The organism is Aeromonas sp. 602396, from assembly GCF_049173735.1.
GTDB lineage: Bacteria > Pseudomonadota > Gammaproteobacteria > Enterobacterales > Aeromonadaceae > Aeromonas > Aeromonas veronii_A.
Map to the genome: position 1 here is coordinate 69,918 of NZ_JAAKSD010000015.1, position 26,898 is coordinate 96,815.

The following is a 26,898-nucleotide window of genomic DNA, read 5'->3' on the forward strand; positions in this document are numbered from 1 at the left end:
ATAAGGACTGATTCATTCAGATATCTTCGAGTCGGGCTTGTTTATTTTGACCATCAGAATATAACCCAGCGGGTCATAAATTGCTGCTTTCGAAGGCGGGGGAATATTGAATTTGGAGGGAAGATCACAACTTGTTTAGCGGCTAAAAAACGCATCTAATATAAGTTAATAATCCGCACCATCACTCTATTACAAAGACATATAAATAGCAGTTTCACTTTGTATTTTAATAATGCCATTTATATCAAATGGAAACTCATTGTAACTCAATGTAACGGCGTGATTTTTATTTATTACAGTCTACCGATTAAAAAGGCCTCCAACAAGGGAGGCCTCAATAAATATATCTGACCAATAAATGGTCGTATTATTCTATTTTTGCGACCGCTTGACCGCATCAATAAACACGCTTTTTGCCTTGGTTGAACCAGCCCGCTCGGCCTCGTTCACCAGCTTCATCGCCTTGTCGATATCCCCCGTCTTGACCGCTTTTTCGATCTGGCTCTGGTAGAAGGCTTCTGTTTCACTCAGCATGGCAGGAGCAGGTTTGGCTGCGACCGCAGCTGTTGCAGTTGTGGTAACGGCTGCAGTCGTCGCTATCGCGGCAACCTGCTGACCCTGGCTCATGGCCACCTTATCGGCATATTCGGGTTTGAATACCGCTTCAAGACCACTTCCACGGGCCATATCTTTGACTTTGATCTGCACCAAACCCCAAGGGGAGTGCGGGATCACCGGATCCTTGATATCAGGCTCAACGGTACCATTAGCACGAGCAAACGCTTTTGATGGATGAAGGATTGTTGTGCTGCCAGAGAGTTGGTCCGCAGGCGCATAGACGATCATGTATGTTTCGCTGGCCGGGTTGCCAGGCATGCTGCGGTCAACAAAGAGACGCCCTTCGATACGGTCGTTATCGAGCAGGTGAGCAGGCTGATAACTGAATACAGACTCACCCAGTACGCGAGTCACCTTGAACTCGGCATCCAGCATAATGACTTTGGGCACCATCACGGTTTTGCTCACCTGTGATGCCAGGCTAATCGCCAGATTACCGGTGTTGGCCGGCAGGCGATAAGCCGCAAAGTAACTCATCCCCTCATCAAACTGAAAAGTGGGTTGCTTGCCATCGATGGCCAGCAAGGTCTCACCTTCAGGCAAGGGGGCATAACTGAAATCTTTAAACGCCACACAGCAGCTGGAGGCTTTGGCCAACGCTTGCTTGGCTTGATCTGCATCGCTCAAGATAGAGCCATGTTCTTGCAGAGGAACAACCATGTTGCCGGCACAACCGGTTAATAGCGCAGTGATTACGGCTGCAATAGACATCTTTACCCGTTTCATTTTTCTTATCTCCATAATCCGGTGGCCGTGATCCGGCGAAACAAAACTGCCCCCATAAGGGGGCAGTCACTAACTTAACTTAAACTTTTGCTTACCACCAAGCTTCTGCTTGCACACCAAACTGGTAGGTGTCTTTGGAGGTATTGCCTTCGAAGACTTTCTTGTCTTCGTCGTTAGCCAGGTAGGAGGCGAACACACGGATTTCCGGACGGGCCCAGAAGCTGGAACCAGCAGACCAGGCTTGAGCCAGGGTCAGCTTGTAGCCGGCATCTTTGTCTTCGCTGCCATTGGTGGACTTGTTGTTGTCCTTGAAGTAACCGCCTTCAAAGATGGTCTTGTTGAAGTCATCCCACTTGTACATCGGGCGAACAACAACAGACATGGTTTCCCACTTGTCGTTGCCGTCCCACATTTCGTTGCCTACACCGTAAACCAGCTGGTGACCCATCTCCCAGGAGTTGCCCATCGGAACAACGCCCCAGTTGATGATACGGAAACCGTCAGCACCGTCTTTGGCTTCAGCGCCGTACCAGGAACCATCGCCATAGAAAGCCATGGTCTTGGAGTAACCTTCGGTACCGTATTGCAGCACGGTTTTGTTGAAACCACCGAGGATGCCAGCGGTCAGTTCAGCAGTCAGCATCACGCCATCTTGCGGATTCTTTTTCAGTGCTTTCTGATCGTTGGTCTCATTGACCAGAGCATAGTCAACGCCCAGTTCCAAGGACGCATCGGTCCACAGCGGGATGCCGGCATAACGCAGATCCAAGGTGTTAACGTTCAGATCTTCATTCTTCTGATAGGTCGGGTTACCGTTGCCATCCACTCCGGTTTGGGTGTACTGGCCAAACACATCGGCAGCGCTGCGATCGTTGCGTACCCATGCGAAAGATACTTTACCCGGACCAGCCTGGATGCCTTCGATACCAGCACCGGCACCGGAGATGTTCCAGTAGTAGAAGTCGGAGATGTGGATGTCATGGCGTTGATAGTAACGCTTACCAGCCCACAGGGTTGCTTCAGGAGCAAAGTTCAGCAAGCCTTTGGCCTGTACGTTGAACTGACGCAGAGCGAAGTCGGAATCACCATTGCACTGCTTGGCATCGAAGTTACAAACAGTACCGGTACCTTCCCAGTCGTTTGAACCGTTGGAAGCCATGGCAAACATGGAATCAACATAGAAAGTCTTGCCATCTTTGTTGAATACTTCCTGACCCAGTTGCACTTCACCGTAGGTATCATTTTCGTTACCCAGACGGCCAACTTTATTGACGTTGTATTTAACCATGTCGCCGTCGCCGGAAACACCGACGCCGGAACGGAAGTAACCGTGGAAATCTACGGCAAAGGCGGCTTGGGAAGCCAGGGCGGCAGTAACAGCTGCTGCAATCGGGAGCCACTTCATTTTCATTGTCATATTCCTTATTTCCCGCAGTGAGGAGTGTGATCCTGAATATTCAACTTCTTATCACCATGTAATCCTGTTGGTGATAACCGAGGTTGATTATAGGGAGCGTATTTCACGACAAATATGAAGCGACTCACAAAATGGCGACAAATCGCTCGGCAAACGGTCTCCACAACAACAACAAGTAAAAAAGCCATCAACCGCGCAATTAAAATCCGAAGAACAAGAAAAACACACAACAACAACAACCCTGAAAGCGTTATCATTAATTAATTCGCGATAGAACTAAAGTCATTATTTTACGTTCGAATGACAAAAACATGACTGAGATCGCTTTCAAGATGGAACTTTTATTTGGATGACGGGTCTGCGGTGCGCGTGAAACCATTACGGCAATGGAATGCTAAAAGGGGAAAATACCCCTCCGCCATCAGGGGAAATATGCGTTGCAGAGTGAGATGGTTTTTGTGCAAATAACAATCCCCTGCTACTTAAGGCTCAGGGGATTGATATGGCTCTATTCAAGAGAATATTCAGGGCTGAATATCCCACTTTTTCAGCCAGCTGAGTGCTACCTGTTCGGGTTCATCGTGCACGGTGGCATCCAGCTCCAGCGGGGGCATCACTCGCGTGGCCCCCAACTCTTGCAGCAATCCGTCCAGCCGACGGCCCGCGCCACAAAAATGGTCATAGCTGCTGTCCCCCATGGCAATCAGGGCATAACGCAATCCCTTGAGCCAAGGTGCCTTGTCGGCCAGCTCGCTGGCAAAAGGCTGCAGATTGGGTGGAATATCCCCCTGCCCGGTGGTGGCGCTGACCAGCAATAAAAAACGGCCGGGGTCGATGTCCGCCAGCCGTGCTTCTTCGTGCAGAGAACAGTGATGCCCATTGCGTTCCAGCTCATCTGCCAAGGTCTCGGCCACCAACATGGCTGCGCCATAGACAGTTCCTACCACGATATCGATCTGCGCCATTCTCCTCTCCCTGTTTGAGTCACTCTTTTGAGCAACTCTATCAGCAAGCTGGCGTCAGATGCCACCGGTTCAGGGCTGAGGAGCAGGCGCTTAGTAGTCGCTCTCGCTGGCGGGCCAGCCCAGCTCGGCAAACAGGCGCAGCACATCCTGACCGAGCGGAGCCTGGATCCGCATTGGCACCTTGAGCACCGGATGGGTAAAGCTCAGGGTGCGGGCCACCAGCAGCAGCCGCTCGCAACCAAAGTGCTCGCGGAAGAAGCGGTTATGGCGGCCATCGCCGTGGGTGGTGTCGCCCACAATCGGGTGGAACAGATGATCCATATGGCGGCGTAGCTGATGCTTGCGGCCGGTCTTCGGGAACAATCGGACCAGACTGTAACGACTGGTGGGATGCTTCTTGGAGACCGCGTGGGGCAGCTCGACCTGATGCAGGCGCCGGAAAGTGGTGACGGCATCCTGCGCGGGACGATCCGGGTTGCTCATGGCATCGGCAATCTTGTCCAGCTGCTCCTTGAGGGGATAGTCGATCACCCCCTGCTCGGGCGCCCAGCCACGCACCAATGCCAGATACTCCTTGTGCACCTGACGCTGGGTAAAGGCTTCGGTCAGCGCGCGGGCAATCACCGGATCGAGCGCAAACAGCAGCACGCCTGAGGTGGGCCGATCGAGGCGATGCACCGGATAGACATGGCGACCACCGATGAGATCCCGGGTCATCTGCATGGCAAAACGGGTCTCGCCCTTGTCGAGCCAGCTGCGGTGCACCAGCAGACCGGACGGCTTGTTGACCGCCACCAGCCACTCATCCTGATAGAGCAGGGTCAGCTTCAGGTCACTCTCTTCTCGGGTTTGCGCTGGCATCATTGTTCGATCACTTTGCCGGAAAGCAGCAGGTCGAAGCGGGCGATCAGGCGCAGCAGCGCTTCTGCCTCGGCCAGATCCTCTTTGTAGACTTCGCTGGCCATGGGATAGAGGGAGACGCTGGTGGGCAGCGGAGCCTGCAACATCACCAACTGCTCCATGCGCGGGATCAGCACGAACTGCAGCCACTGATCAAAGCTCAGGGTATCGACACAAAAAGGCAAGGTGCTTGCCAGGGCTTCGTCACCGGGATGGTCAGCTTGCCAGCGTTCAAGGCGCTGCAACTCGGCGGTGAGTTCCCCCAACAGGCCAGCTACCAGCAAATATTGATTCATCTCGCTCTCTTCCTCATAACCACAGATTGATCCGCCGACCCGACAGGGTCAGCCAGGATGCCGATACATTCAGTCGCACAGCACCGGCGATTCAGCCGGCTCGTCGACATACACGGCAGCCAGCGCGGCCTGCCGACTTTAAAAAAGGGCAATACTATACACCTCCCCCCGCATGGCTGCCATGTTGATATCTGCCGCAGCGCACGTCTGTTGCCACTGGCTATCCTCGGCAAGGGCCTTATAATCGGCCCGCATCACCATTAGCCGGATCTCACCATGTCTGCTACGCCTACTGCCATCAATACCTTGACCGAATTTCTGACTCAGGCTGGCACCCAGTTCCAGCTGTTTGACATGGGCCGCCAGGTGCGGCCACTGGCAAGCGATACCTTTGTGCGCATCGAACAGCAGCAGGAGCCCTACCCCTGGCCGCTGCAACAGCACGCCTGGTTGGGGGTGCACTTCTTCCAGCCGAGCGAGTCTCGCCACTACCTCTGGTTCCTCAAATTCGCCCTCGATGAGCGCGGCCTGCTGATGTCAAACGGCCCCAAGCTGTTCATGGATCAGGTGGTGGAGACCTTGGGCTACAAGCTCACCGGCGATCTGGACGAGGAAAAAGCCCAGCGCTTGGCCGACAATCCCTACACCTTCCGCCCGGCGGAGGCAAAAATGGCCAGTCTGCACGCCAAGCTGGCGCACCAGCTGGAGCAGGCTCCTTCCGCCTATTACGATGCCCTCTGCCACTATCTGGCCACCCCCAACGACACCGGTTGGCAGACTCTGGGGCTGCAGGGCTTTGCCGATCTGGCCGAGCGACTGCATGATGAACGCAATCTGGCGCTGATCTGCAAGGCGCTGCCCAAACTGCCGCAAGAGCCGCTCTACGCCCTCTGCCAGAGCCTTGAAAACGCCCCGCTGCCGCCAGCAGTACAAGGTGCCCTGCTTGAGCGGATCGGCAAGGAGCAGGAGTGCGCCGCCCCCAACCCTGAGACCCTGGCCTACCTCTGCCGCGCCTTGGCCTCCTGTCCCGGCAGCACGCTGCGCACCAACAAGCTGCTGACCCTGCTGCAAACCCAGCCAAGCCCGGCGCTGCTGCTCGCCATCGCCGGTCGGCTCTGGCCCGATCTGAAAGATGCCAATCTGCTCAGCCACTATCTGGAACAGCTGGCGCTACAACCGACCCAGTTCTTCAATCAGGTTTTTGCCGAGTTGGTCACTTTACCGGCCCTGCGCAATGATATGCTGGCCAGACTGCGCGACCCCGACCGCAGCGATGCGCTGGGCAAGGCCATCGGCCGTCTGTTTGCCTCGGCCTGATCCCTCGCCTCCCCCTCACGCCACGAGGCAACACGGCGGGAAATAGAAAAGGAGATCGGGAGTGCCGAGCAGGACTCCCGGTTATCGACATCACGATAAGGAAGCCCGCCTATGGGAGAGATGCTCGGAATTTTGTTGCTGATTGCCGTAGCCGGCCTGTTCTGGCTGCAACGCCAACAGGCAGAAGTGGCCTGGCAATACATGCGCCGCTACTGCCAGCACCATGATCTGCAACTGCTGTCACTGGCTCGCCATCGGCGGGAGCTGGCACATAATCCCCTGCGGCTGCTGACCCACTATCAGTTTGAATTCTCCAGCGATGGCGAGAGCTACTATCAGGGCACCCTCAAGATGCAGGGGCTGCACGTCGTGGGCGTTGATCTGCCCCCCCATCGCATCCCCTCTGCCTGATCCCCAATCTCGTCTCTGCGCCCGGTTGCTGTGCCTGTCTATAATCTCAGGGATTAAACAAAGGGAGAGACGAGATGGAACCCCTTGTCCACGATCTGCCAGCCCTGTTTGCCCAGCTAGGGATGGCAAACGACGAGCTGAGCCTGCACCGTTTTGTGCACGACCATCACCTAGACAATGAAACCCTGTTGCCGGAGGCCGGTTTCTGGAACGCCGCCCAGGCCAGCTTTCTACGCGACGCCCTGTGGAACGATTCCGACTGGTGCGAGGCGATCGACCAGCTCGATGTGATGTTGCGCCAGCCCCGCTAAGCCGCCCGCCCCTTTCCTCCCCTGCCGGCTTTGGTTAAGATCCCGCCCCGATATCGATCCCCCCTTCTCACCCAGAGCATGCTTATGTCCGCCCACGAGATCATCCGAATTGCCAACGAGCTGGCCGCCAAGGGCCTGACGCCCACCACTGCCATGATCAAGGCCCGACTCACCCAGCCTGTGCCGATGGCCGAGCTGCTGAAAGTGCTGAGCCAGTGGAAGCAGCAGCCCATCGCGACCGCCGAGAGCGAGATCCTGCCAGAGGCTGTGCCTCAGCCAGCACCGGAGCTCACCCTGCAGCAACTCGCCGAACAGCTCGCGCGCATCGAACAGAAGGTGGATCGCCTGACCGACCTGCTCCTCCAGCAGAAGCAAGGCTGAACCATGTATATCATCGAACTCTGCTTTGAGTGCTACCGCGATACCTCCCTTGGCGATGCCGAGCGGGCCATCGTCAACTACCTCGACATGCTGCGTTATCAGGGCCAGATCCTCGGGCGGGAGTTCCCCACCAGCATGCACGACGGCTATTTCGTCAGTCGGGTGGTCTGCCCGGAGCAGGATAGTTTGCATCCGGACAACCAGAGCGATCAGGTCAAGCTGGCCGAACAGCAGCTAAATCAGGCCGGGCTGCTGGCGCCGAAACTCCAGCTGCAGGGGGTGGATCTGCTCTCCGACAACACAGATCCTTGCGGCCAGCAGGGCGAGCGCCCCAGCTGGATGCTGCTCTATACCAGCTTTTTGCATACCTGCTCGCCGCTGCGCTGTGGCGACCACTTCGCCCCCATTCCGCTCTACCAGCTGCCCGCAGTCGCCAACGGCGATCAGAAGCAGATCATCAAGTGGCAGGAGGATTGGGAGGCGTGCGATCAGTTGCAGATGAACGGCTCCATCGCCGAACATGCGGCGCTGCACGAAATCGGCGAAGTGGGCAGCCGTCTCTACCGGCGCGGCAGCGATCTGGCCAAACGGCTGGAAGTGCTGAGCGGCATCCCCACCTACTACTACCTCTACCGGGTGGGCGGGCTGAGCGCGGCCGAGGAGAAGGCGCGCCCCTGCCCCAGCTGTGGCGGTGAGTGGGCGCTGGCAGAGCCGCTGCACGAGATCTTCGACTTCAAGTGCGACAGCTGCCGTCTGGTCTCCAACCTCTCCTGGGATTTCAAGGATTAAGCGCGTTCCCTGTACGCGATGCCACAAAAAAGAGCCTTGCCGCATGGCAAGGCTCTTTTCGTTCCGATGAGTAACCTTGGCTCAAACAGGTGCTATTGCGGCAACGTCTCCAGCCGCTCCAGAAACGCCGGTAAGGAGGGCGCCAGCGTCAGACGGCGGCCTGAATCGAGCCACTCCAGCCACACCTGACCACTCTCGTTATCAAGGGAGATGAGCGTCATCTCGTTGCGGGTGGTGGCAATAAAGATGGAGGGGGTTCGTTTTAGCTTGCGCAGCATCAGCAGGTGGCCGATCAGGTTCTCCTTGAGCAGGTCGAGATCCGCCTCGTTCCACGGCAGGATCAGTTCAAGGCGCAGCCCCTTGAAGAGGCAGGGCACAGGGCGGCTGAACCAGTGGCCAAACAGGGTGGTCGCTGCGGGATGAAGCTGCAGCTCCAGCGCCTCGTTCATGGCGGTGAAATCGCCGGGCTCGGAGCGCTGGTGAGGGCGCCAGGCCACCCGACCATCGGCGGGCTCACCAAGCTGGCAGGGGGAACGCCAGTCCGCCTCCCACTCGCACAGGGGCAGGCCTCGTCTGGCCTCGCCATCCCGTTGCCAGCGGGCAAAAAAGTGCTCCAGGGCAGACAAAACTTGATCCGACATCGAAAATCCCCACAATTGCTGGCAAAGTCCGCTATTGCACCACCAAACCCGGTAACAGACAAGGTTGCCAGCCGACCTAGTGACCCGGGAAACAGAACCCGGGATACAGAGAGGCCGACGCCCAAGCCAAGCGGCTGCAACCATCCGGCCCTGCAATGGCCCGTTTCATTCCACTCATCATGAGCACATTACGTGAGCAACCCTGTGAGCAAACAAGATAGATACGCCGGGGCCAGCGCCCTGACCGGCCTGAGCCTGGGCCAGCAATCCGATTACATCAGCCAGTACACCCCCTCCCTGCTGCAGCCGGTTCCACGTAGCCTGAACCGGGATGATCTCAAGCTGGGCGATGACCTGCCCTTTAGCGGTTGCGATGTCTGGACCCTCTATGAGCTCTCCTGGCTCAATGCCAAGGGCAAGCCGATGGTGGCGGTGGGTGAAGTGGCCATTCCGGCCACCAGTGCGAACCTGATCGAATCCAAATCCTTCAAGCTCTACCTCAACTCCTTCAACCAGACCCGTTGCGACTCTATCGAGGCAGTCGCCGCCATGCTGACCAAGGATCTGAGTGCCTGTGCCGGTGAGACCGTCAAGGTGACCCTGTTCCCCCTCGACAAGGCGCCGCACCAGATTGCCCTGCTGCCCGGCGAGTGCATTGATGAGCAGGATATCGAGGTAGACAATTACGAGTTTGATGCGTCCCTGCTGCAAGGGGCGGTCGGCAGCGAGCAGGTTGAAGAGACTCTGCACAGCCACCTGCTCAAATCCAACTGCCTGGTCACCAGCCAGCCCGACTGGGGCTCCGTGGTAATCCGCTACAAGGGGCCGAAACTCGATCGGGAGAAGCTGCTGCGCTACCTCATCTCGTTCCGCCAACACAACGAGTTCCACGAGCAGTGCATCGAGCGGATCTTTATCGACCTCAAGCACTATTGCCAGCCTGAGCAGTTGACCGTCTATGCACGCTATACCCGCCGCGGCGGCCTCGACATCAACCCGTTCCGCTCCGATTTCGAAGCCGTGCCAACCAACCTGCGTCTGATCCGTCAATAAGAGCAGACGTTGATAAAGGGCTTCCCGGTATCACACCACAGCGCCCTGCTATCTCAACCCTGCTGGCGCCTTGATGCATCCGGCTACAAAGGAGCCTGAGCACACCATCAGTAAACGCTGGACTCGCAGGGGTGGGCTTGGATAACATGCCAACACCTCTGCGCCGTCCTTAATCCAATGAATCAACTGTTTTTTCTGGCTATGATGATGTCTTCTCTGTCCGCTCCAAATCTGGATCTGGACAAGGAGCAACTATCCCTGGATCTGCAACAGGCCCAATCACTGGTGCTGACCGACCCTGCCAGATGTGTTCAGATCACCTCCGCCTTTCTGACGCGTGCGGCCAATAATCCCCAGCAAATCATCAGTAATCGTCAGGAGTTCGGCTATCGCGAGCCTCTGCTCAGCTACAGCACCGTTTCGCAAACCATCGGAGCACACCTGCTTGAAGGGGAGTGCCGAATCCAGCTTGGCCAATATCAAGCTACCCAGCAAACCCTCGACAAGGCGATGGAGCTGGCGGAGAGAGAGCGCCAACCCGAACTCAAGGCCCACGCCCTCTATCTCAAAATCCGTAGCCAGGGGCTAAGGCAAGATGGCCAGAACAACAGCCGTATCCTGCTGGAACAATTGGACGAACAGCTGGCCCGTCCCGACCTCAAACAGAGCCAGTTACAGATCTATAGCCGCCTGCAACGCACCAGCTACGAGATTGAAAATCAGCATCTTGAAGACGCCAAGACCCATCTGGCGGATGCAAGGATCTGGGCTGCCAAAGCCGCCAATCCTCTTGCCAGCGCCTGGGTCAGCGCCATCAGCGGCGACCTTTATCGTGTGCTACAACAACCCCAGCTGGCATTGGGTGAATATATCGATGCCCAGCAGCAGGCCAAGAATCTCAACGACCCGCTCTTTCTCGGCTTGCTCTCCAACCAGATAGTCAAACTCTATCAGCAAGAGCAGGAGCCCCAGAAAGCGCTGCAATATGCCAATGAAGCGGCCAACTATTTTCACTCCATCGGCAATCCGTCACTGCTATGCGACTCACTTATCGTGCTGGCCCGACTCAACCGTGATCAGGGCGACCTCAATATGGCGCTGGTCTACTTCTTCAATGCGCTGGATTTGCTCGATGAGGGAAGCAGTCGGCCGCAGGCCTCTCTGCTCAAGTACGAGATTGGCAAAACCTATCTGCAAAGCGGTAACCTCTCGCTGGCCGGCAACTACCTCAATGCAGCCCGGCAGTCCCACGAGTTGGGCGATGCCAAAGAGCCGCTGATCGATACCCTGCTGTTGCTCGGCGAGCTCTATCTGAAGAAGCAGGAGGCGGCCATCGCCATCCTGCAGCTGGAAAATGCCCGGGCACTGGCCAATCAGGTAGGCGACACTCGCCGCCAGTACGAAGTATTCCGCCTGTTGTCACTTGCGTATGAGCAGAAGGGATACCTGCACCAGGCCCTCGACAGCTACAAGCGCTTCCATCGTTTGGGAGAAGAGGTTCGCCAGCAGGAAATTGATCAGGAGCAGGCTGCGATCCGTGACAACTATGTCCAGGTTGAACGGGTACAACACATCAAGGAGCTGGAGCAGCAGCTTAACAACAGCCAGCACCAGCAGGAGCGCTATCTCTGGTCGAGCATTACCACCAGCCTGCTGCTGGCGCTCTTCATCTACCTCTTCTTCACCCTCTGGCTCAAATTGCGTACCGCCCGTCTGCAACTGAAACGCACTGGCGAGGCCCTGCTGATCGAACCCCGTTCCGGACTTGCCAACTGGCAGCGGCTGATGAATCGCTGGCCACGAGAGATGGCAAAACGCCAGCTGAAATCGGAGCGCTGGTATCTGAGCGAAGAGCACAGCGAATTCGATGACAAGCTGCACTACCTGTTGTTCAGGGTGCCCTTTATGGTCAACACCCTCGAGCGCCACGGCTATCAGGTCAGCCGTGAAATCGAGCAGGCGTTCGGCATCTATATGGATACCCTGACCCCGCAAGATGGCCGTATCTATGACTTGCGGGAAGGGCACATGCTGTATGTGGTGCCACAGCGCCACGTGACCAACCTGCATCAACTTGCGGGAGACCTGCTAACCGCAATCGCCGCCTTCCCTTGCCAATACGAGCTTGATCGCCAGATAAGCCTGGGGATTGTCAGCCACCCCTTCCTGCCCAAGGCGGCGACCGCGCTCGATCACAATGGCCTGTTCGACCTCTGCTATCTCGCCCTTTCGGGAGCCATTCAGCTCAGTGAAAAATACCGGCAAAACGCCTGGTTGGAGCTCGCCGCCATCGATTGCCAGCAGGCTGCATTTTTTAATGGGGATGTGTGGCAATGCGGCTTGATGGCAATTGACAAGGGGCTGGTAAAAGTCAATTCTTCTCATGAAAAGCAATGGGTTAACTGGCCCAGCCTCGCAAGGATGCAAGCGGCTGAAGGCCAGCCGGCAAATAATAGATAACAGACGACACTCAACCTCGGGTTCGGCCACTGTTGCTATCCAACACCAAAAACAATAATGACAACAGGGCGACCTGATAATGAATGACATCGCTGCCGTAGCAGGACAATTGGCCAGGCTCAGGGAATCCCTCCAGCAAAAACAGCTGGAGCTCGACGGCGTTCTCTCCTTTTCCGATGCAGAGCGAGCTCGTGGCATCCAGTTTATCAACAAGCTGATGCTCTCTTGCCGCGGCTTCGATCGTGAGCTGGACAATCGCTTCGCCAAGCTCAAGCAGAGACTGGATAGCAATCCCGCATTCACCTCGCTGGATGCAGAGCTACTTGCCATCGAGAAGTTGCTGCAGCAGCACAGCAATGCACTGGAAGAGTCGCTCACCCTGACCCAGGCAGCCATTGATCTTGGCTCAAAACAGCTAAAAACCATCAAGGGCTTCCCGGAAGAGGCCCGAAAATCCCTCAAGGAATTTCTGAAAAGCCCCGCCGGCTATGGTATTGCCGATCATCAAAAGAAGGTGATCCGCCTGCTTGAATTCTATCAGCAGGCGATCAAGATCCAGCTGCTGCCAAGCCAGCCACTGTCCGGCTCTTCAGCGCCCCAACAACAAGAGAGCGAGCCCGGTTGTGAACCCCAACCTGATGCTGAACCGTTTGACCTCAAAGATCATGCGCGTATCGCAGACGAACTGCAGCGGCTGATCACCGAACTTGATTTCGCCGGTTCAATTGGCGAGAGCCTCGGGGATATCCGCCGTCAACTGCTGATCGGCATCAATCCTGCCATGCTGGCAGAGACCTGTATGCAGGTCATCGAACTTATCATCGAAGGCACCCGCGAGGAGCGCAAAGCCTCCCGCGCCTTTCTCAGCTCCCTCAACGAGAGCCTGTCAGCAGTGCATGTCGGCTTTACCGAATCCCTCGACGAAGGGCGTGCGCTACAAAATGAAACCCGTGAAACCCGCGAAGCTCTGGTCTGCGAACTGCAGGCCATCGACCACTCCCTAGCCAGCCATAACTCCATCGATGCGCTCAAGCGTGCCATCTCCGGCCATATGGGCGCCATCAATCTGCTGCTGCAAGAACGGGAAAGTACCGCAGCACGGGAGCGTCACCTGCTCACCCGCCTCTCCACCATGGAGTCCAAGCTGCGCTTGATGAAGGATGAGACCGCCGAATACAAGAAGCGGCTGACCATTCAGAAGCACAAGCTGTTCCTCGACAGCCTGACTCAGGTACACAACCGGGCCGCCCTCGACGAGCGGCTGGAGCAGGAGTTCAAACGCTGGCTTCGCTACCGCACTCCGCTCTGCATGGCGATCATCGACATCGATCACTTCAAGAACATCAATGACAATTATGGCCACATGGCCGGTGACAAGGCGTTGAAGGTTGTTGCCAAAGCGCTGCAGAGCGCCCTGCGTGACACTGACTTCATCGCCCGTTTCGGCGGCGAAGAGTTCGTGGTGCTGCTGCCCAATATCAACCCGGACAAGTTCCAGAAGCCGCTGGAAACCCTGCGCCAGACCATCAAGAGCATCCCGTTCCGTTTTCGCGATGCCAAGGTGGAGATCACCATCTCCATCGGCGCAACCCTGTTCAAGGATGGTGACAACCCCTCCGATGTGTTCGAACGGGCGGACAGAGCGCTCTACCACTCCAAGAACGCAGGTCGGGATCAAGTGACACTGGCCTGAGTGGTGACTAAAAAAACAGCGAACAGTCGTCGCCCTATTTCCCTCCCCCCTCCGTTGCCACTACTATCAAACTCAGGGGATGCAACATGGTATCCCTTTTCTCCCCAGGGAAAAAACACAACGATAACAAGTGAGTAAAGGGGAACCTATGATTACGCACATCAATCCCGTCGGCAGCATGGATTTGCTGTCACAGCTTGAGGTGGATCGCCTCAAGCAGACTGCCTCCAGCGATATCTATCAACTGTTTCGCAACTGCTCGCTGGCAGTGCTCAATTCCGGTAGCCATACCGACAGCTCCAAGGAGATCCTGGAGCGCTTCAAATCATTCGACATTCATGTGATCCGGCGCGAGCGCGGGGTCAAGCTGGAACTGTTCAACGCCCCCGAGCACGCGTTCGTCGATGGCGAGATCATTCGTGGTATTCAGGAGCACCTCTTCTCGGTGCTGCGCGACATTCTCTATGTCTCCAACCAGCTTGAATCGAACCGGCTGGTCAACCTCACCAATTCGACTCATATCTCCAACGTGGTGTTCGCCATCCTGCGCAACGCCAAGGTGATCCTGCCTGGCGCCGATCCCAACCTGATCGTCTGCTGGGGTGGCCACTCCATCAACGAGATCGAGTACCAGTACACCCGCGCCGTGGGCAGCGAGCTGGGCTTGCGTGAGCTGAACATCTGTACCGGTTGCGGCCCGGGAGCCATGGAGGGCCCGATGAAGGGGGCCGCCGTCGGCCATGCCAAACAGCGGGTGCGCAACGGGCGCTACATCGGCCTCACAGAGCCCTCCATCATTGCGGCCGAGCCGCCCAACCCCATCGTCAACGAGCTGGTGATCCTGCCGGATATCGAGAAACGGCTGGAAGCATTCGTGCGTCTGGGCCATGGCATCATCATCTTCCCGGGCGGGGTCGGCACCGCCGAAGAGCTGCTCTATCTGCTCGGCATCATGATGCATCCGGCCAACGAACGACAACCCATGCCCATCATCCTGACCGGCCCGAAAGAGAGTGCCGACTACTTCCGAGCCATCGACGACTTCATCAAGGCGACCCTCGGTGAACCGGCGACCAAGCTCTACCGGATCATTGTTGGCGATGCACCGGAAGTGGCCCGAGTGATGAAGGAGGCGATGCCGAAAATCCGCGAATACCGCAAATCGGTCGGTGATGCCTACTCCTTCAACTGGTCCCTCAAGATTGAGCCGGAGTTCCAGCTCCCCTTCGAACCGGATCACGCCAGCATGGCAAGTCTGGATCTGCACCGCAACCAGCCGCCCCAGTTGCTGGCCGCCAACCTGCGTCGTGCCTTCTCCGGCATCGTCGCCGGCAACGTCAAGGAAGGGGGCATTCGCGCCATCGAGAAGAAGGGCCCCTTCAAGCTGCACGGCGACAAGGAGCTGATGCACCTGATGGACAAGCTGCTGGAGAGCTTCGTCAAGCAGCAGCGGATGAAGCTGCCGGGCAGTCAGTATGTGCCTTGCTACGAAATCGTCCGCTAGGGTACAGATACATCATCGACAGAGGGGCGCATCGGCGCCCCTCTTTATTGGCGCTATGCCTTCCCGACCGCCATCAATCCCCCATAAGGCGAGCGGTTTGTTACAATGGGGCGTCCCGACCGCCAAGAGTGCCCCATGTCAACTATCCGGCCACACCTGCTCATCATCGATGCCCTCAACCTCATTCGCCGTCTGCACGCGGTACAGGCCCAGCAGGCACTGACCCCTGCCCAGGCGCTGGTTGCAACCCGCGCCAACCTTATCAATACCTGCCGCAAGCTGCTGGCCAATAGCGAGCCAACCCATGTCATTGCCGTGTTTGATGGCGAGGTGCACAGCTGGCGCAAGGAGGTCTATCCGGCCTACAAGGAGGGGCGAACCCTCATGCCCCCTGAACTGCGTGAGGGGTTGGCGACCCTGCAGGATGCCTTCTGGGAGTGCGGGGTCGACGCCCTGCTCTCCGAGACCGATGAAGCGGATGATCTCATCGCCACCCTGGCCAGCGGCATAGCCAGCCATGGCCATCAGGCGACCATCATCTCCACCGACAAGGGCTTCTGCCAACTGATCTGCCCGCAGATCCGGGTGCGCGACTACTTCAACAAACGCTGGCTGGATGCCGCCTTCGTCCAGCAGCAATATGGGGTAGCACCTAATCAGCTGGTCGACTTCTGGGCCCTGACCGGTATCAGCGGTTCCAATATCAAGGGGGTTCCGGGGATCGGCCCCAAGACAGCCACCCATCTGTTGCAGCAATATGGCAACCTGGCAGCCATGCTCGAAGCCTGCCAGCAAGAAGATGCCGCCAAGCCACTGCTCAAGCTGCGCCAGCATCAGGATGAGGCCCTGCTGGCCCAGCGGCTGGTGCGCTTGCAGCGGGATATTCCGCTGGGATTCAACCTGCGGGACATCCGCTACCCGCCCCAGCCGGACTAAATGGCCGAACAAAAATGCGGGCAAGGGCGCGAACCATGACGAGACTCACCCTCGCTGTTGATGAAAGTGAGTAGAATGTAAAGGAATGTGGTTGGTTTGCTGAGTAAATGCTATAAAGCAGCCCCATCCTCCCCTATACCCTGGAAGTGGAACCCTCTCATGTCCAAAAGAAAAATTACCGTGATCCCCGGCGACGGCATCGGCCCCAGCATCATTGAATCAGCCATCCAGATCCTGACCCATGCGGGCTGTGACTTTGAGTACGAATACGCTGATGCGGGTCTGGTTGCCCTCGAAAAGCATGGCGAGCTGCTGCCCCAGGCGACCCTGGATCTGATTGAGAAGAACAAGGTGAGCCTGAAAGGACCATTGACCACACCGGTCGGCGGCGGTTTTACCTCCATCAACGTCTCCCTGCGCAAGAAGTTCAACCTCTACGCCAACGTGCGCCCGGTCATCTCCTTCAAGGGCACCAGAAGCCGTTACGACAACATCGACATCATCACTGTGCGTGAAAACACCGAAGGCATGTACTCGGGCGCTGGGCAAAAGCGCAGTGATGACAACAAGAGCGCCGAGGCGATGAGCATCATCACCCGCGAAGGGGCCGAGCGCATAGTCAAGTTCGCCTTCGAGCTGGCCCGTCAGGAAGGCCGCAAGAAGGTCACCATCATCCACAAGGCGAACATCCTCAAGTCGACCTCCGGCCTGTTCCTCGAAGTGGCACGTGAAATCGCCAGCCACTACCCGGATATCCAGAGCGAAGAGATGATCGTCGATGCCGCCTGCATGAATTTGGTGATGTATCCGGAGCGTTTCGATGTCATGGTCACTACCAACCTGTTCGGCGACATCCTCTCGGATCTCTGCGCCGGTCTGGTTGGCGGTCTCGGCATGGCGCCCGGCGCCAACATCGGCGATGGCGCGGCCATCTTCGAAGCGGTCCACGGTTCTGCGCCGGACATAGCTGGCAAGAATATCGCCAACCCGACCTCGGTGATCCTCGCCTCCATTCAGATGCTGGAGTACCTCGGCATGCAGGATAAGGCAGAGCGGATCCGCGAGGCGGTACGAGCCACCATCGAATCCGGTGATCGGGTCACCCGCGATCTGGGTGGCACGGCTTCCACCAGCGAATTCACCCAAGCCATCATCGATCGCCTGTAAGCTAACCAATTGATTTTAAAAGGGAGCCTAGGCTCCCTTTTTTATATTTCCGAATCCTTTGCCACTCCCCAAACAGCAACTATGTTCAATAGAGAAGAAGAACAGGGAGTGTTTTTCATGAAGGGATACGGGTGCTATCTGGTTTCGGGTTTGATGCTGGTGTGTGGTGCAGCAAGTGCTTTCGAGCAGGATCAACAGACCCAAACCGCCAAACTGCCACAGCAGGAAAAACGGACTGCCACAGAGGTATGGCGCTCGAGCCTGAATACCAACGACCTACTCAAGGCACCCAAACCCCTGTCGTTTGGTATTGAAGTCTCCACCGACAACTTTGGTAATCAAAAGATCACCTCCTACCCGCAGCTCAATCTGACCCCGGAAAAGAGCGTCAGTCTGTCAGTTGAACGCTTTAGACCCAAGGTCAAGTTCAAGGCTGGCGGAATGAACACCGCCCTCAGGCTGAGAGGAGACGGGATAAAGATGCAATTCAATCCGGTCGACAAAACCATCCCGCTGCAGATAGAGATCAAGGTGACCGACGACGAATCCTCCCTGCGCCTCGATTACCGTTTCTGATATTTTCCGGCAGCCGAATAGCAAAAGGCCGACAGGTTTCCCTGTCGGCCTTGGTATTTATCGTACGGGCAGAACCGCTACATCACGCCTTGGGCTCGAGTTTGGAGACCCAGTACTTGTTGTAAACATGCACGGTGATCTCTTCCCGATCGTGATAGAGCTGCTTGGCCTGGATCACGAACGCGTTGTCGATCTCCTTGAGCATCTCGCGCAGCACTTCGATATTGTGTACCGATTCAGCATAACGCTTCTTCATCGGCAGCTTGAGGTTGAACATCGCCTCCTGGCAGTCGCCCTCACGGAACCAGTCCGCAATCATGTGAACGACCCGCGCCGGTTTATCGACCATGTCGCACACCAGCCAGTAGGTGTTCTTCTTGCTCGGACGCCAGACGAAACCGTCATCCCGGATATGCTTGACCTGGCCGGTATCCATCAAGGATTGGGCCATCATGCCATTGTCGACCGCCGTCACCATCATGCCACGGCGTACCAGCTGATAGGTCCAGCCACCCGGGCAAGCCCCCAGATCCACCGCCTTCATGCCTGAACAGAGACGCACATCCCACTCTTCCCGCGGCACGAAAACGTAAAACGCCTCCTCCAGCTTGAGGCTGGAGCGGCTCGGTGCATCGGCCGGGAAGCGCAAGCGCGGGATCCCCATGTGGAATCCGGAGTTGTTGAACGAATAGGAGTAGCCCAGCAACACATGATCATTGGCCATGAAGAAGGCGTGGAACACCGGACGGTTCGGCGTCTCCTTCTTGGTCAGGATCTCGTTGCTGCGCAGCGCCTGACGCAGCGGCACGGTGAACTTGCGGCAGAAGGCCGACAGCTCTTTCGCTTCGTTGGTATCCGCGGTTTCGACCCGCAGATCACCGCAAATGGTGTAGTCACTCACCGCCTCAAGGATCGGGGAGATCCTGTCCGCGACATCCAGATCCTTCAACTCATGGGTGACCACTAGCATCTGGCGGATGAAGATGAGCTCCCGGAACGGCAGCTTGCGAGCCAGCAGGTCCGCCTGCTCCTCGTCATACAGTTCGAAGATCACATAACCGCTGTCGTCCTTGACCCGGGCGAAACCGTAGCACTGCATGTTACCGGCACGCTCGGTGATCTCTGCAGCCGCCTCTTTCTCAAAACCGGGGCGGCAATAAAGCAGCAGATTATTCATTTTTTCCTCCAAGACGACAGCCAGCCCAGATCAGGGCCGTCCATCCCAACATAAAACAGAGGCCACCGGCCGGGGTAATCAACCCCAGCCCCTTGCTGCCAAGCAGCACCATGGCGTAAATACTGCCGGAGAATCCGATGATCCCCAGCACAAAGGCGGTGCCAGCCAGCTGGATCACCCTGCTGCGCACACCACACCAGCCCAGAACCAGCAGGGCCAATGCGTGAAAAAACTGATATTGCACGGCGGTATTGAACGCCGCCAGACGCTCGGGCGTAATGCCGGTCGCAGCCAATCCATGGGCGCCATAAGCCCCCAGCATGGTGGCCGTCAACCCGAAGAGACCAGCCAGTATCAGCCAATGTCGATGGATCTGCATCCTCACTCTCCCTCTCTCATCGAGGCTGGCAATAAAGCCAACCCTCTCGTGCTATCCATGCCGGGCCACAAAATGGCTGATGGCCGCCGCTGCATGCTGCATATTCTCCTGCTCACTCACGCCACTGGCTTTACGCGGTTTGAAACCATGATCACCATCGGTCAACCAATGGACCGATACGGCGGGTGAGAAGGGGAAATCGGCCAGTTCGGCGCGACTACCGAAGGTATCGCGCTCCCCCTGCAACAGCAGGGTTGGTACTGCAATATGCTTGAGTACCTCGCCTCGCCAGCTGTCGGGCTTGGCCGGAGGGTGGAAAGGATACCCGAGAATGAGCAATCCTGCAGCATTCATCTCACCCTCGCCTTCGCTATACAGTTCCGCCGCCATCCGCCCGCCCATCGACTTGCCCGCCAGAAACAGCCGTGGATGGGCAAACTCACGGATCATGTCGCGCCAATGAGCGAGCAGCACTGGCGCCCTGTCAGGCGGGCGGCGCTTGCCATCCTGTGCACGCTTTGTCATGTAGGGAAAGTTGAAGCGCACCACTTCGATATCCGGCCCGGCCAGCAGGCGTGACAACTCGGCAAGAAAGGGGTGATCCATCCCTGCACCTGCCCCGTGGGCCAGCAAAATGCGAACGGGGGCATCAACTGCCCCCTCGCGGATCACCTCATGCATCGGCGAGCCTTGCCCTGCGACGCGCCTCTTCCTGCTCCACCAGCTCCAGCATCCAGTCGCGGAAGGCAACGATCTTGCCCTGATCCGACTGCTGCTCCTGGCACACCAGATAGAAAGCATTCTTACTCACCAACACCTGCTCGAACGGACAGATGAGGCGACCAGCCTCAATCTCGGGCTGAGCCAGCACGCTGTGACCAAGTGCCACTCCCTGACCGTGGATCGCCGCCTGGATCACCATGGTGGAGTGGCTGAAGATGGGGCCCTGATTGACGTTGGGCGCATCGATGTCGAGCTGGCGGAACCACGCCTTCCAGTCGCGGCGGGAGGTATCGTGCAGCAGGGTATGAAGAGTCAAATCTTGCGGCGTACGCAGCGGTTTGGGCCCGGTCAGCAGCAAGGGGGAACAGACCGGGATCAGGTATTCGGTATGCAGCTTGTCCGAGCGCAGACCCGGCCAGTTGCCGCGCCCGTAGTAGATGGCCACATCCACATCGTCGGTGAGCGACCCTTCGTCAAGGTCGACCGCCTTGATCCGTACATCGATATCAGGATGACGCTCGCTGAACTTGACCAGCCGCGGCACCAGCCACTGGATGGCGAAACTCGGCTGCAAACTGACAGTCAACGCCCCCTTGGCACTGCGGGCCAGCAGCTTGTCGGTCGCCTCAGAGATGGAGGCAAAGATGTCCTTGATATCCAGGAAATAGCCCTGCCCCTCTTCGGTCAGCAACAAGGAGCGGTTTTTGCGGCGGAACAGCTTGATGCCAAGATACTCCTCCAGCGCCTTGATCTGGTGACTGATGGCAGCCTGAGTCACAAACAACTCTTCTGCTGCGCGGGTAAAGCTTAAGTGACGAGCCGCTGCTTCAAAGGCCTTGAGGGCATTGAGCGGGGGTAAACGACGAGACATGACACCAGCCGACGATGAGTTTTTCTAATGGGGCGCATTATAATTTGTCGGTTGCGGGTCGACCAGTGAATAAACATAATTCGCCCAGCAATCAGTCGTCATATGGCTCACATTTTCTACTACGTGTTGGTTTACATGTGTTTTTAGTGAGTCTTTCGACTGCGATTGTGGTGTTGTGTTTCTTCCTCTGCGGGAAGAGGGGCTCAAATCTCACCGGTTTGACCCAGTCTGTCATCTGAATGTGTTTGGCGCCTCCAGCTGGATGGCGCCTTTTTTCATCCCTTCTATACCTTGAACTGCCCCACCAGCTGCTGCTGCTTGTCCGCCAGCGCAGAGAGCTCGCGACCATTTTCGGCGGAGGTCGCCGCCTCGGCCCGAATGGTGTGGCTCACATCGCGAATGTTGCTGACGTTACGGTTGATCTCGTCCGCCACCCGGCTCTGCTCCTGCGCCGCCCGGGCAATCTGCTCGTTCATCTGATGGATGGTGGAGACCGACTGGATAATCTGCTCCAGCACCTGCACAGAGAGATCCACCTTGGCTAGCGTCTCGTCAGCCTGACCATGACCATCGCGGATCGCCTTGACCACGGCGCCGGTACCGGATTGCAGTTGGCTGATCAGGGTCTGGATCTCGACGATGGCATTCTGGGTGCGACCGGCCAGATTGCGCACCTCATCGGCCACCACGGCAAAGCCACGGCCCTGCTCACCGGCCCGCGCCGCTTCAATAGCCGCATTCAGCGCCAGTAAGTTGGTCTGCTCGGCAATTCCCTGGATCACGATAAGGATGTCATTGATGTTGTCGCTGTTGGCGGAGAGCCGTTCCACCACCGGCTGGGCATCATTGATGATGGTCATCAGCTTGCGCATCGCCTCCTGGGTGTCAGCAACGACATATTTGCCCTCTTGCGCTGCAGCGTCAGTGGTGTTGGCAGCCGCCACCGCCGAGCCGGCATTACCGGAGACCTGCAACGCCGTGGCGCTCAGCTCTTCAAATGCCGTCGCCACCAGATCGATCTCCTGATACTGGGCCTGCATGCCGCTGCTGGTGCGCTCGGCCACCTGCGCGGCTCGCTCGGCACTATTACGCGTACCGGAGACGGTATCAATCACCTGACTGATGGTGGATTGCAACTTGTTGAGGAAGCTGTTGAACCACTTGGCCAACTCGCCGATCTCGTCTTGCCGCAGGATCTCGATACGCTGGGTCAAATCCCCCTCGCCGCTGGCGATATCCTTGAGACGGGCAACTACGGCGCGGATGGGTGCCACAATCTGGCGCGCCATCAACCAGATAAAACTCAGGGCAACCAGCGAGATCAGCACTCCGATCGACAGCTGCGAGACCACGCTGCGATTGGCCTCACTGGCCAGCTCATCTTGCAGTTGCTGGGCCGAGGCCAGTACTACTGCCCGTGGCAATTCAATGTAGATGCCCCATTTACGGTCGGTGCCACGCATGGATACCGGGACAAAGGTCTGCAACAGGGTGCCATCGCTGCTCCAGCGAGTCAGCTCCTGACCCTGACTGAGCCAGCCTTTCAGCTCGCTGGCCAGCCCCTGATACTTCTGATCCAGCCCACGCCCCATGGTCACATCGAACTCATCGGCTCCCGCCACGCGCCCCTCGTGACTGACCAGCAAGATTCTGCCCTTGCCGTCATAGAGCTCCTTGTCCATGGTACTGACCAGACTCTGCAAAGTGGCCAGCGAGATATCGACCCCGACCATCCCCAGCAAGGTCTCCTGCTCCAGCAGCGGGACCGTCACCGAGGTCATCAATATCTGTTTATCGCCCACATCGTCCAGATAGGGCTCCAGCAGGCAGAGGGCACGGGTGCGAATACTGCAGCGATACCACTCGTTTTCGATTCCACCAGCCTCAGTCGGGCTCTCATCGGCCAGTACATCCTCATTCTGCACTTCCGGCTCAATCTTGCCGTTGTCATAGGCCCAGTAACTGGAAAAACGACCCTTGTCGTTGGAACCCAGCGCCGTTGAGCCCTGATAGTTGCTGTCTTCCCCATCCAGCTGGTCAGGCTCGAACACCGCATAGACACCAAGCAGATTGGTCGATGAGGCAACGGCATCGTGCAGTTGCTGATTGACGGCGCTGCGCAGCGCCTCCGAATGGACAAAGTTCTCGGCCGCATTCTTGCGCTGGAACAACACGCTCTCCGCCAGCAAACTGGCGCGGAAATAGGCCTCATCGAGATAGCTGGTCACCTTGGCCGCCTGCTCCGAGCCCATCGCCTTCATCCAGTTCTCGGCCGACTGCTGCGCCTCATGCATGGTGGCTTGCCGCACCTGCTGTTGCATCTTGTTCGCGTTGTAAATCGAAGAGGCAACCAGAGCGGCGGCTGTCACCAACAGACAGCAACCGGCGATCAGGGTAATCCGACCCTGGACAGAAAGAGCGCTCATGCCAATATTCCTACGTCATACAGATATGGATAGATTATCGACTTTATAAACAAAAACTTAACTCTCTCACAGCAAATCCAGCGAGAGTTGATTAACTTCACCCTCTTTTGGCAAACCCACCACCAAGCCCAGCAGGCGAACCGAACGCCCTTGCGCCCGCTGTAACCCCTCTTTGAGCAGGGGAACGAACAAGGCTGGCTGATAGCCACCCTGACTGCGATAGACAGTGGTCTGGTGGAAATCGGCAAACTTGAGCTTGATTCCCTGCCCCATCACCTGCTCGGCAGGGCACGCCAGCTGAAATCGCCGCTCAAGCTCCGGCAGCAGTTGCTGCAATACCGTCAAACAGGCGGCTTCGTCACAAACATCGCTCGCCAGGGTGGTCTCCACCCCGATGGTTTTGCGGATCCGGTGCGCCTGCACCGGCTGTTCATCCAGCCCCCAGATCCGGGTCGTCAACATCTCCCCCAGCTTGCCAAAACGACTGCACAGCTCTTGTGCCGACAAGGCCCGCGCATCCTCACAGGTGTAGAGCCCCTGCGCCTCCAGCCGCTCGGCGGTCTTGCGCCCCACCCCGGGCAGTTTGCCGAGGGGCAACTGGCAGACAAATTCGGCCACTTCGTCGGGACGAATGACAAACAGACCATCGGGTTTGCGCTGCTCCGAGGCGAGCTTGGCGAGAAACTTGTTGGGGGCCACTCCAGCCGAGGCGGTCAATCCCAGTTCGGTGACGATGGCTTGCCGGATCTCTTGCGCCATCAGGGTGGCGCTGCCGCCACAGCAACGACTGTGGGTCACGTCGAGGTAAGCCTCGTCCAGCGACAGTGGTTCAACCTGATCGGTATAGCGCAGGAAAATTGCCCTGAGCTGACGGGAGATATCCTTGTATACCGCCATTCGCCCAGGGATCAGTACCAGCGGCGGGCAGAGTTTTTTCGCCAGTGCGCTCGGCATGGCGGAGCGCACACCGAACCGGCGCGCCACATAGTTGCAGGTCGAGATGACGCCGCGCCGCTCGGAGGCCCCCCCTATCGCAAGCGGAACTTCCCGCAATGCGGGGTTATCCCGCATCTCCACCGCGGCAAAAAAGCAGTCCATGTCGATATGGATGATCTTGCGCATACCACTGTATAAATAAACAGACATGGCATCATCTTACCCCAAGGATAACCACAGCTCTATCTCTCTCGTTACGGCTAAAATGATAGACTCTAAAGAGACCCTCACCACCACAATGACAAGGAGCGTTCGGAATGAAATATCTCTGGCTGGGACTCTGTGTGCTGCCGCTGACCGGCATCGGCAAGAACAACCCGACGGCGGAGTGCCGCTGGCTGTTCGACCGGATTGAGATACTGGAACAGGCCATCAAGAAAGGAGACACGCTGGGCACTCAGGAAGAGCTGGCACGCTGGCGTGAGGAATACAGCAAGAAACAGTGTTCACAATACGACTACTGAGCCGGACAAGATGGCGTGACCGACAACGGCAGATAACAAACGGGCCCCGATCAAGATGACCGGGGCCCGGTTTTCAAAGCATGGCTAGTTTGATTCAGCAACAGAGTGCGCTCAAGGCAGCACCATAGGGCCAGCCACGGCGGTAGCCACATCATCCCCACGCAGCACCCGAACCAGTTCAAGCACAAACTCGATGGCACTGCCCGGCCCCTGGCTGGTGATAAGGCGATGAGCCTCATCCCTGACGACCCGCTCATGTGACAGTTGCGATGTCGGTAGTCGGGACTGAAAGCCGGGATGACAGGTGACGATGGCATCATCCAGCAGAGCGTGATGTTGCAACACCACCACAGGGGCGGCGCAGATGGCTGCGCGCCAGCGACCAAGAGCGGCCTGCTCTTTGAGCCGTTCGATGGCCAGCGGGGTATCGCGGATCACTTCGCTGCCGGGCAAACCACCGGGTACCACGATGGCTTCAAAGTCCCGACGGATCAGCTCGTCGATATGACAATCAGCCACCAGCTGCACCCCGCGCGATGCCTTCACCTGCCGAGACCCGGCAGGGCAGCAAGAGGCCAGCACCACCTCGATACTGGCGCGCACCAGGGTATCGACAATCGCGACCGTCTCTATCTCTTCCGACCCGGGGGCCACCAGCACCAGTACACTCACGTTCGCCTCCTTGCTGCTTGCTCTGCCATGTAAAAGATCAGACGGCCTGACTCTTCTCTTTGATCGCCTGATAGAGACCCTGATTGACTGGTACGGCAATGCCATGCCGGGCAGCCTTGACCAACAAGAAGCCGGTGATGGCCTCGATCTCGGTCTCGCGTCCCAGCTCCATATCCTGATACATGGAGGAGTAATTGTCAGCGGTCAATTCCACCACTGTCATCACCCGGCGCTGCAACTCTTCGGCCGTGGTTGCAATCCCTTCGGCGCACATCACATCCGCCACCTCCACACAGATCTGCTGCAGGGCATCGGCAAAACGGGGGCCAGCCAGCTCGCCGTTTTTCAGCTTGTAGAGGGCCGTCAGGGGATTGATGGCACAGTTGATGGCCAGCTTTTGCCACTGGCGTGCCACTATCTGCTCATCCCAACCCGCCTGACCCAATGCCTGCGCCAACTCATCTGCCAGTGATGCATGAGCCTTGGCTGCCTCGTTAAATGGCCCCAACCAGGTTTCCCCCTTGCCGGTATGACGGAACACGAAATGGCCCGCTTTCATGGCACCATGGCTGGTCACCCCTGCAATCACCGGGTTATGCGGAAACATCTGGACCACCTTCTCGGCAATCCCCATCCCGTTGTGCAGCAGTACGATCGGCACGCCAGCATCCAGATGGCCAACCAGTGGAGCCAGGGCGCCAACCACCTGACTGGCCTTGGTCATCACCAACAGACGCTGGATTTTTCCCGGCTGGCCGGCAAATGCACGTTCGATATTGAGCAGCTGTACCTGCCCCTCCAACGAAGTAAAGTCAAATCCGGGGTGCAGGGTAGATTGATGATGCTCACGCAACAAGACTCGGGTGGATTGACCGCTCTGGGTCAGCAGGGAGGCAAAAACGCCGCCGAGAGCTCCGCACCCGAGCAGTGTCCACTTGGGCGCTACAGGTGGCATAACGGGTTGTCGGGAATTTTTTAATCCGCTTGGCATGATGTGACTCTGTCAGGGTAAGGGTTGCAATCCTCTCA

At 57.5% G+C, this 26,898-nt stretch carries 27 protein-coding genes; 13 read left to right on the top strand and 14 right to left on the bottom strand.

What is annotated here, in order from left to right:
* Window positions 1-372: 372 nt before the first annotated feature.
* From G5229_RS16845 to G5229_RS16865, 5 genes are all read right to left on the bottom strand, one after another.
* A complete protein-coding gene (locus G5229_RS16845; protein ID WP_421209746.1) occupies window positions 373-1,344 on the bottom strand; it encodes a MalM family protein in 972 nt (323 codons plus the stop codon).
* Between the two features lie 91 nt (window positions 1,345-1,435).
* A complete protein-coding gene (locus G5229_RS16850) occupies window positions 1,436-2,755 on the bottom strand; it encodes a maltoporin (RefSeq protein WP_302054505.1) in 1,320 nt (439 codons plus the stop codon).
* A 530-nt stretch (window positions 2,756-3,285) separates the two neighbouring features.
* Complete coding sequence (locus G5229_RS16855) at window positions 3,286-3,726, bottom strand: flavodoxin (RefSeq protein WP_201991790.1); 441 nt, start codon at window positions 3,724-3,726, stop codon at window positions 3,286-3,288.
* Between the two features lie 90 nt (window positions 3,727-3,816).
* Window positions 3,817-4,590, bottom strand: a complete 774-nt coding sequence (gene truC, locus G5229_RS16860; RefSeq protein ID WP_019445213.1) for a tRNA pseudouridine(65) synthase TruC — start codon at window positions 4,588-4,590, stop codon at window positions 3,817-3,819.
* A complete protein-coding gene (locus G5229_RS16865) occupies window positions 4,587-4,922 on the bottom strand; it encodes a YqcC family protein (protein WP_005338596.1) in 336 nt (111 codons plus the stop codon). Before G5229_RS16865 ends, truC begins: the two co-directional genes overlap by 4 nt.
* Window positions 4,923-5,198: 276 nt before the next feature.
* Between G5229_RS16865 and G5229_RS16870 the strand changes: the two genes are divergently transcribed.
* The 5 genes from G5229_RS16870 to G5229_RS16890 all read left to right on the top strand — a co-directional run bounded on the left by G5229_RS16870 (window position 5,199) and on the right by G5229_RS16890 (window position 8,131).
* The gene (locus G5229_RS16870; RefSeq protein ID WP_421209748.1) at window positions 5,199-6,239 is read left to right on the top strand and encodes a DUF3549 family protein; all 1,041 of its coding nucleotides are present in this window, start codon (window positions 5,199-5,201) and stop codon (window positions 6,237-6,239) included.
* Between the two features lie 111 nt (window positions 6,240-6,350).
* A complete protein-coding gene (locus tag G5229_RS16875; protein WP_421209750.1) occupies window positions 6,351-6,650 on the top strand; it encodes a DUF3301 domain-containing protein in 300 nt (99 codons plus the stop codon).
* Between the two features lie 74 nt (window positions 6,651-6,724).
* Window positions 6,725-6,961, top strand: coding sequence for a DUF2789 family protein (locus G5229_RS16880; protein ID WP_005338602.1), 237 nt, complete (start codon window positions 6,725-6,727; stop codon window positions 6,959-6,961).
* An 84-nt stretch (window positions 6,962-7,045) separates the two neighbouring features.
* The gene (locus G5229_RS16885) at window positions 7,046-7,342 is read left to right on the top strand and encodes a hypothetical protein (protein WP_421172790.1); all 297 of its coding nucleotides are present in this window, start codon (window positions 7,046-7,048) and stop codon (window positions 7,340-7,342) included.
* A gap of 3 nt (window positions 7,343-7,345) precedes the next feature.
* Window positions 7,346-8,131, top strand: a complete 786-nt coding sequence (locus G5229_RS16890; protein WP_421172789.1) for a Zn-ribbon-containing protein — start codon at window positions 7,346-7,348, stop codon at window positions 8,129-8,131.
* A gap of 92 nt (window positions 8,132-8,223) precedes the next feature.
* On the opposite strand, the gene syd is transcribed toward G5229_RS16890, so the two are convergent.
* Complete coding sequence (syd, locus tag G5229_RS16895) at window positions 8,224-8,772, bottom strand: SecY-interacting protein (RefSeq protein WP_075114996.1); 549 nt, start codon at window positions 8,770-8,772, stop codon at window positions 8,224-8,226.
* 204 nt (window positions 8,773-8,976) lie between these two features.
* Between syd and queF the strand changes: the two genes are divergently transcribed.
* From queF to G5229_RS16930, 7 genes are all read left to right on the top strand, one after another.
* Complete coding sequence (gene queF / locus G5229_RS16900) at window positions 8,977-9,825, top strand: NADPH-dependent 7-cyano-7-deazaguanine reductase QueF (protein WP_216951892.1); 849 nt, start codon at window positions 8,977-8,979, stop codon at window positions 9,823-9,825.
* Between the two features lie 177 nt (window positions 9,826-10,002).
* Window positions 10,003-12,285: a hypothetical protein gene (locus G5229_RS16905; RefSeq protein WP_216951893.1), complete on the top strand. Its 2,283-nt coding sequence runs from the start codon at window positions 10,003-10,005 to the stop codon at window positions 12,283-12,285.
* Window positions 12,286-12,364: 79 nt separating this feature from the next.
* Window positions 12,365-13,978, top strand: a complete 1,614-nt coding sequence (locus G5229_RS16910; RefSeq protein WP_421209752.1) for a diguanylate cyclase — start codon at window positions 12,365-12,367, stop codon at window positions 13,976-13,978.
* A 148-nt stretch (window positions 13,979-14,126) separates the two neighbouring features.
* Window positions 14,127-15,482 (top strand): nucleotide 5'-monophosphate nucleosidase PpnN, encoded by a 1,356-nt coding sequence (gene ppnN, locus G5229_RS16915; protein WP_019445906.1) that lies wholly within the window; start codon window positions 14,127-14,129, stop codon window positions 15,480-15,482.
* Window positions 15,483-15,617: 135 nt separating this feature from the next.
* Entirely contained in the window at window positions 15,618-16,418 is an 801-nt protein-coding gene (gene xni / locus G5229_RS16920; RefSeq protein ID WP_421209754.1) for a flap endonuclease Xni, read from the top strand.
* Between the two features lie 159 nt (window positions 16,419-16,577).
* Entirely contained in the window at window positions 16,578-17,585 is a 1,008-nt protein-coding gene (locus G5229_RS16925) for an isocitrate dehydrogenase (protein ID WP_005349723.1), read from the top strand.
* Window positions 17,586-17,702: 117 nt separating this feature from the next.
* On the top strand, window positions 17,703-18,161 hold the full coding sequence (locus G5229_RS16930) for a hypothetical protein (protein ID WP_136501476.1): 459 nt from the start codon (window positions 17,703-17,705) through the stop codon (window positions 18,159-18,161).
* Window positions 18,162-18,243: 82 nt separating this feature from the next.
* Here the strand turns inward: G5229_RS16930 and rlmM are convergent, their stop codons facing one another.
* The 6 genes from rlmM to dinB all read right to left on the bottom strand — a co-directional run bounded on the left by rlmM (window position 18,244) and on the right by dinB (window position 24,859).
* Window positions 18,244-19,338: a 23S rRNA (cytidine(2498)-2'-O)-methyltransferase RlmM gene (gene rlmM / locus G5229_RS16935; protein ID WP_005338617.1), complete on the bottom strand. Its 1,095-nt coding sequence runs from the start codon at window positions 19,336-19,338 to the stop codon at window positions 18,244-18,246.
* Window positions 19,331-19,717 (bottom strand): DUF423 domain-containing protein, encoded by a 387-nt coding sequence (locus tag G5229_RS16940; protein WP_227341194.1) that lies wholly within the window; start codon window positions 19,715-19,717, stop codon window positions 19,331-19,333. Before G5229_RS16940 ends, rlmM begins: the two co-directional genes overlap by 8 nt.
* Window positions 19,718-19,768: 51 nt before the next feature.
* Entirely contained in the window at window positions 19,769-20,398 is a 630-nt protein-coding gene (locus G5229_RS16945; RefSeq protein WP_227341196.1) for an alpha/beta family hydrolase, read from the bottom strand.
* Window positions 20,391-21,311, bottom strand: coding sequence for a transcriptional regulator GcvA (locus tag G5229_RS16950; protein ID WP_005338622.1), 921 nt, complete (start codon window positions 21,309-21,311; stop codon window positions 20,391-20,393). Before G5229_RS16950 ends, G5229_RS16945 begins: the two co-directional genes overlap by 8 nt.
* Window positions 21,312-21,595: 284 nt before the next feature.
* The gene (locus G5229_RS16955) at window positions 21,596-23,737 is read right to left on the bottom strand and encodes a methyl-accepting chemotaxis protein (RefSeq protein WP_113739001.1); all 2,142 of its coding nucleotides are present in this window, start codon (window positions 23,735-23,737) and stop codon (window positions 21,596-21,598) included.
* Window positions 23,738-23,803: 66 nt separating this feature from the next.
* Complete coding sequence (gene dinB, locus G5229_RS16960; RefSeq protein WP_031227617.1) at window positions 23,804-24,859, bottom strand: DNA polymerase IV; 1,056 nt, start codon at window positions 24,857-24,859, stop codon at window positions 23,804-23,806.
* A gap of 131 nt (window positions 24,860-24,990) precedes the next feature.
* On the opposite strand from dinB, the gene G5229_RS16965 reads away from it, so the two are divergent.
* A complete protein-coding gene (locus G5229_RS16965) occupies window positions 24,991-25,197 on the top strand; it encodes a hypothetical protein (RefSeq protein ID WP_245131523.1) in 207 nt (68 codons plus the stop codon).
* Between the two features lie 111 nt (window positions 25,198-25,308).
* Here the strand turns inward: G5229_RS16965 and G5229_RS16970 are convergent, their stop codons facing one another.
* Both G5229_RS16970 and G5229_RS16975 read right to left on the bottom strand, forming a co-directional pair.
* The gene (locus G5229_RS16970; protein WP_421209757.1) at window positions 25,309-25,869 is read right to left on the bottom strand and encodes a DJ-1 family glyoxalase III; all 561 of its coding nucleotides are present in this window, start codon (window positions 25,867-25,869) and stop codon (window positions 25,309-25,311) included.
* Between the two features lie 37 nt (window positions 25,870-25,906).
* Window positions 25,907-26,860, bottom strand: coding sequence for a ketopantoate reductase family protein (locus G5229_RS16975; protein ID WP_266134133.1), 954 nt, complete (start codon window positions 26,858-26,860; stop codon window positions 25,907-25,909).
* Window positions 26,861-26,898: the final 38 nt, after the last annotated feature.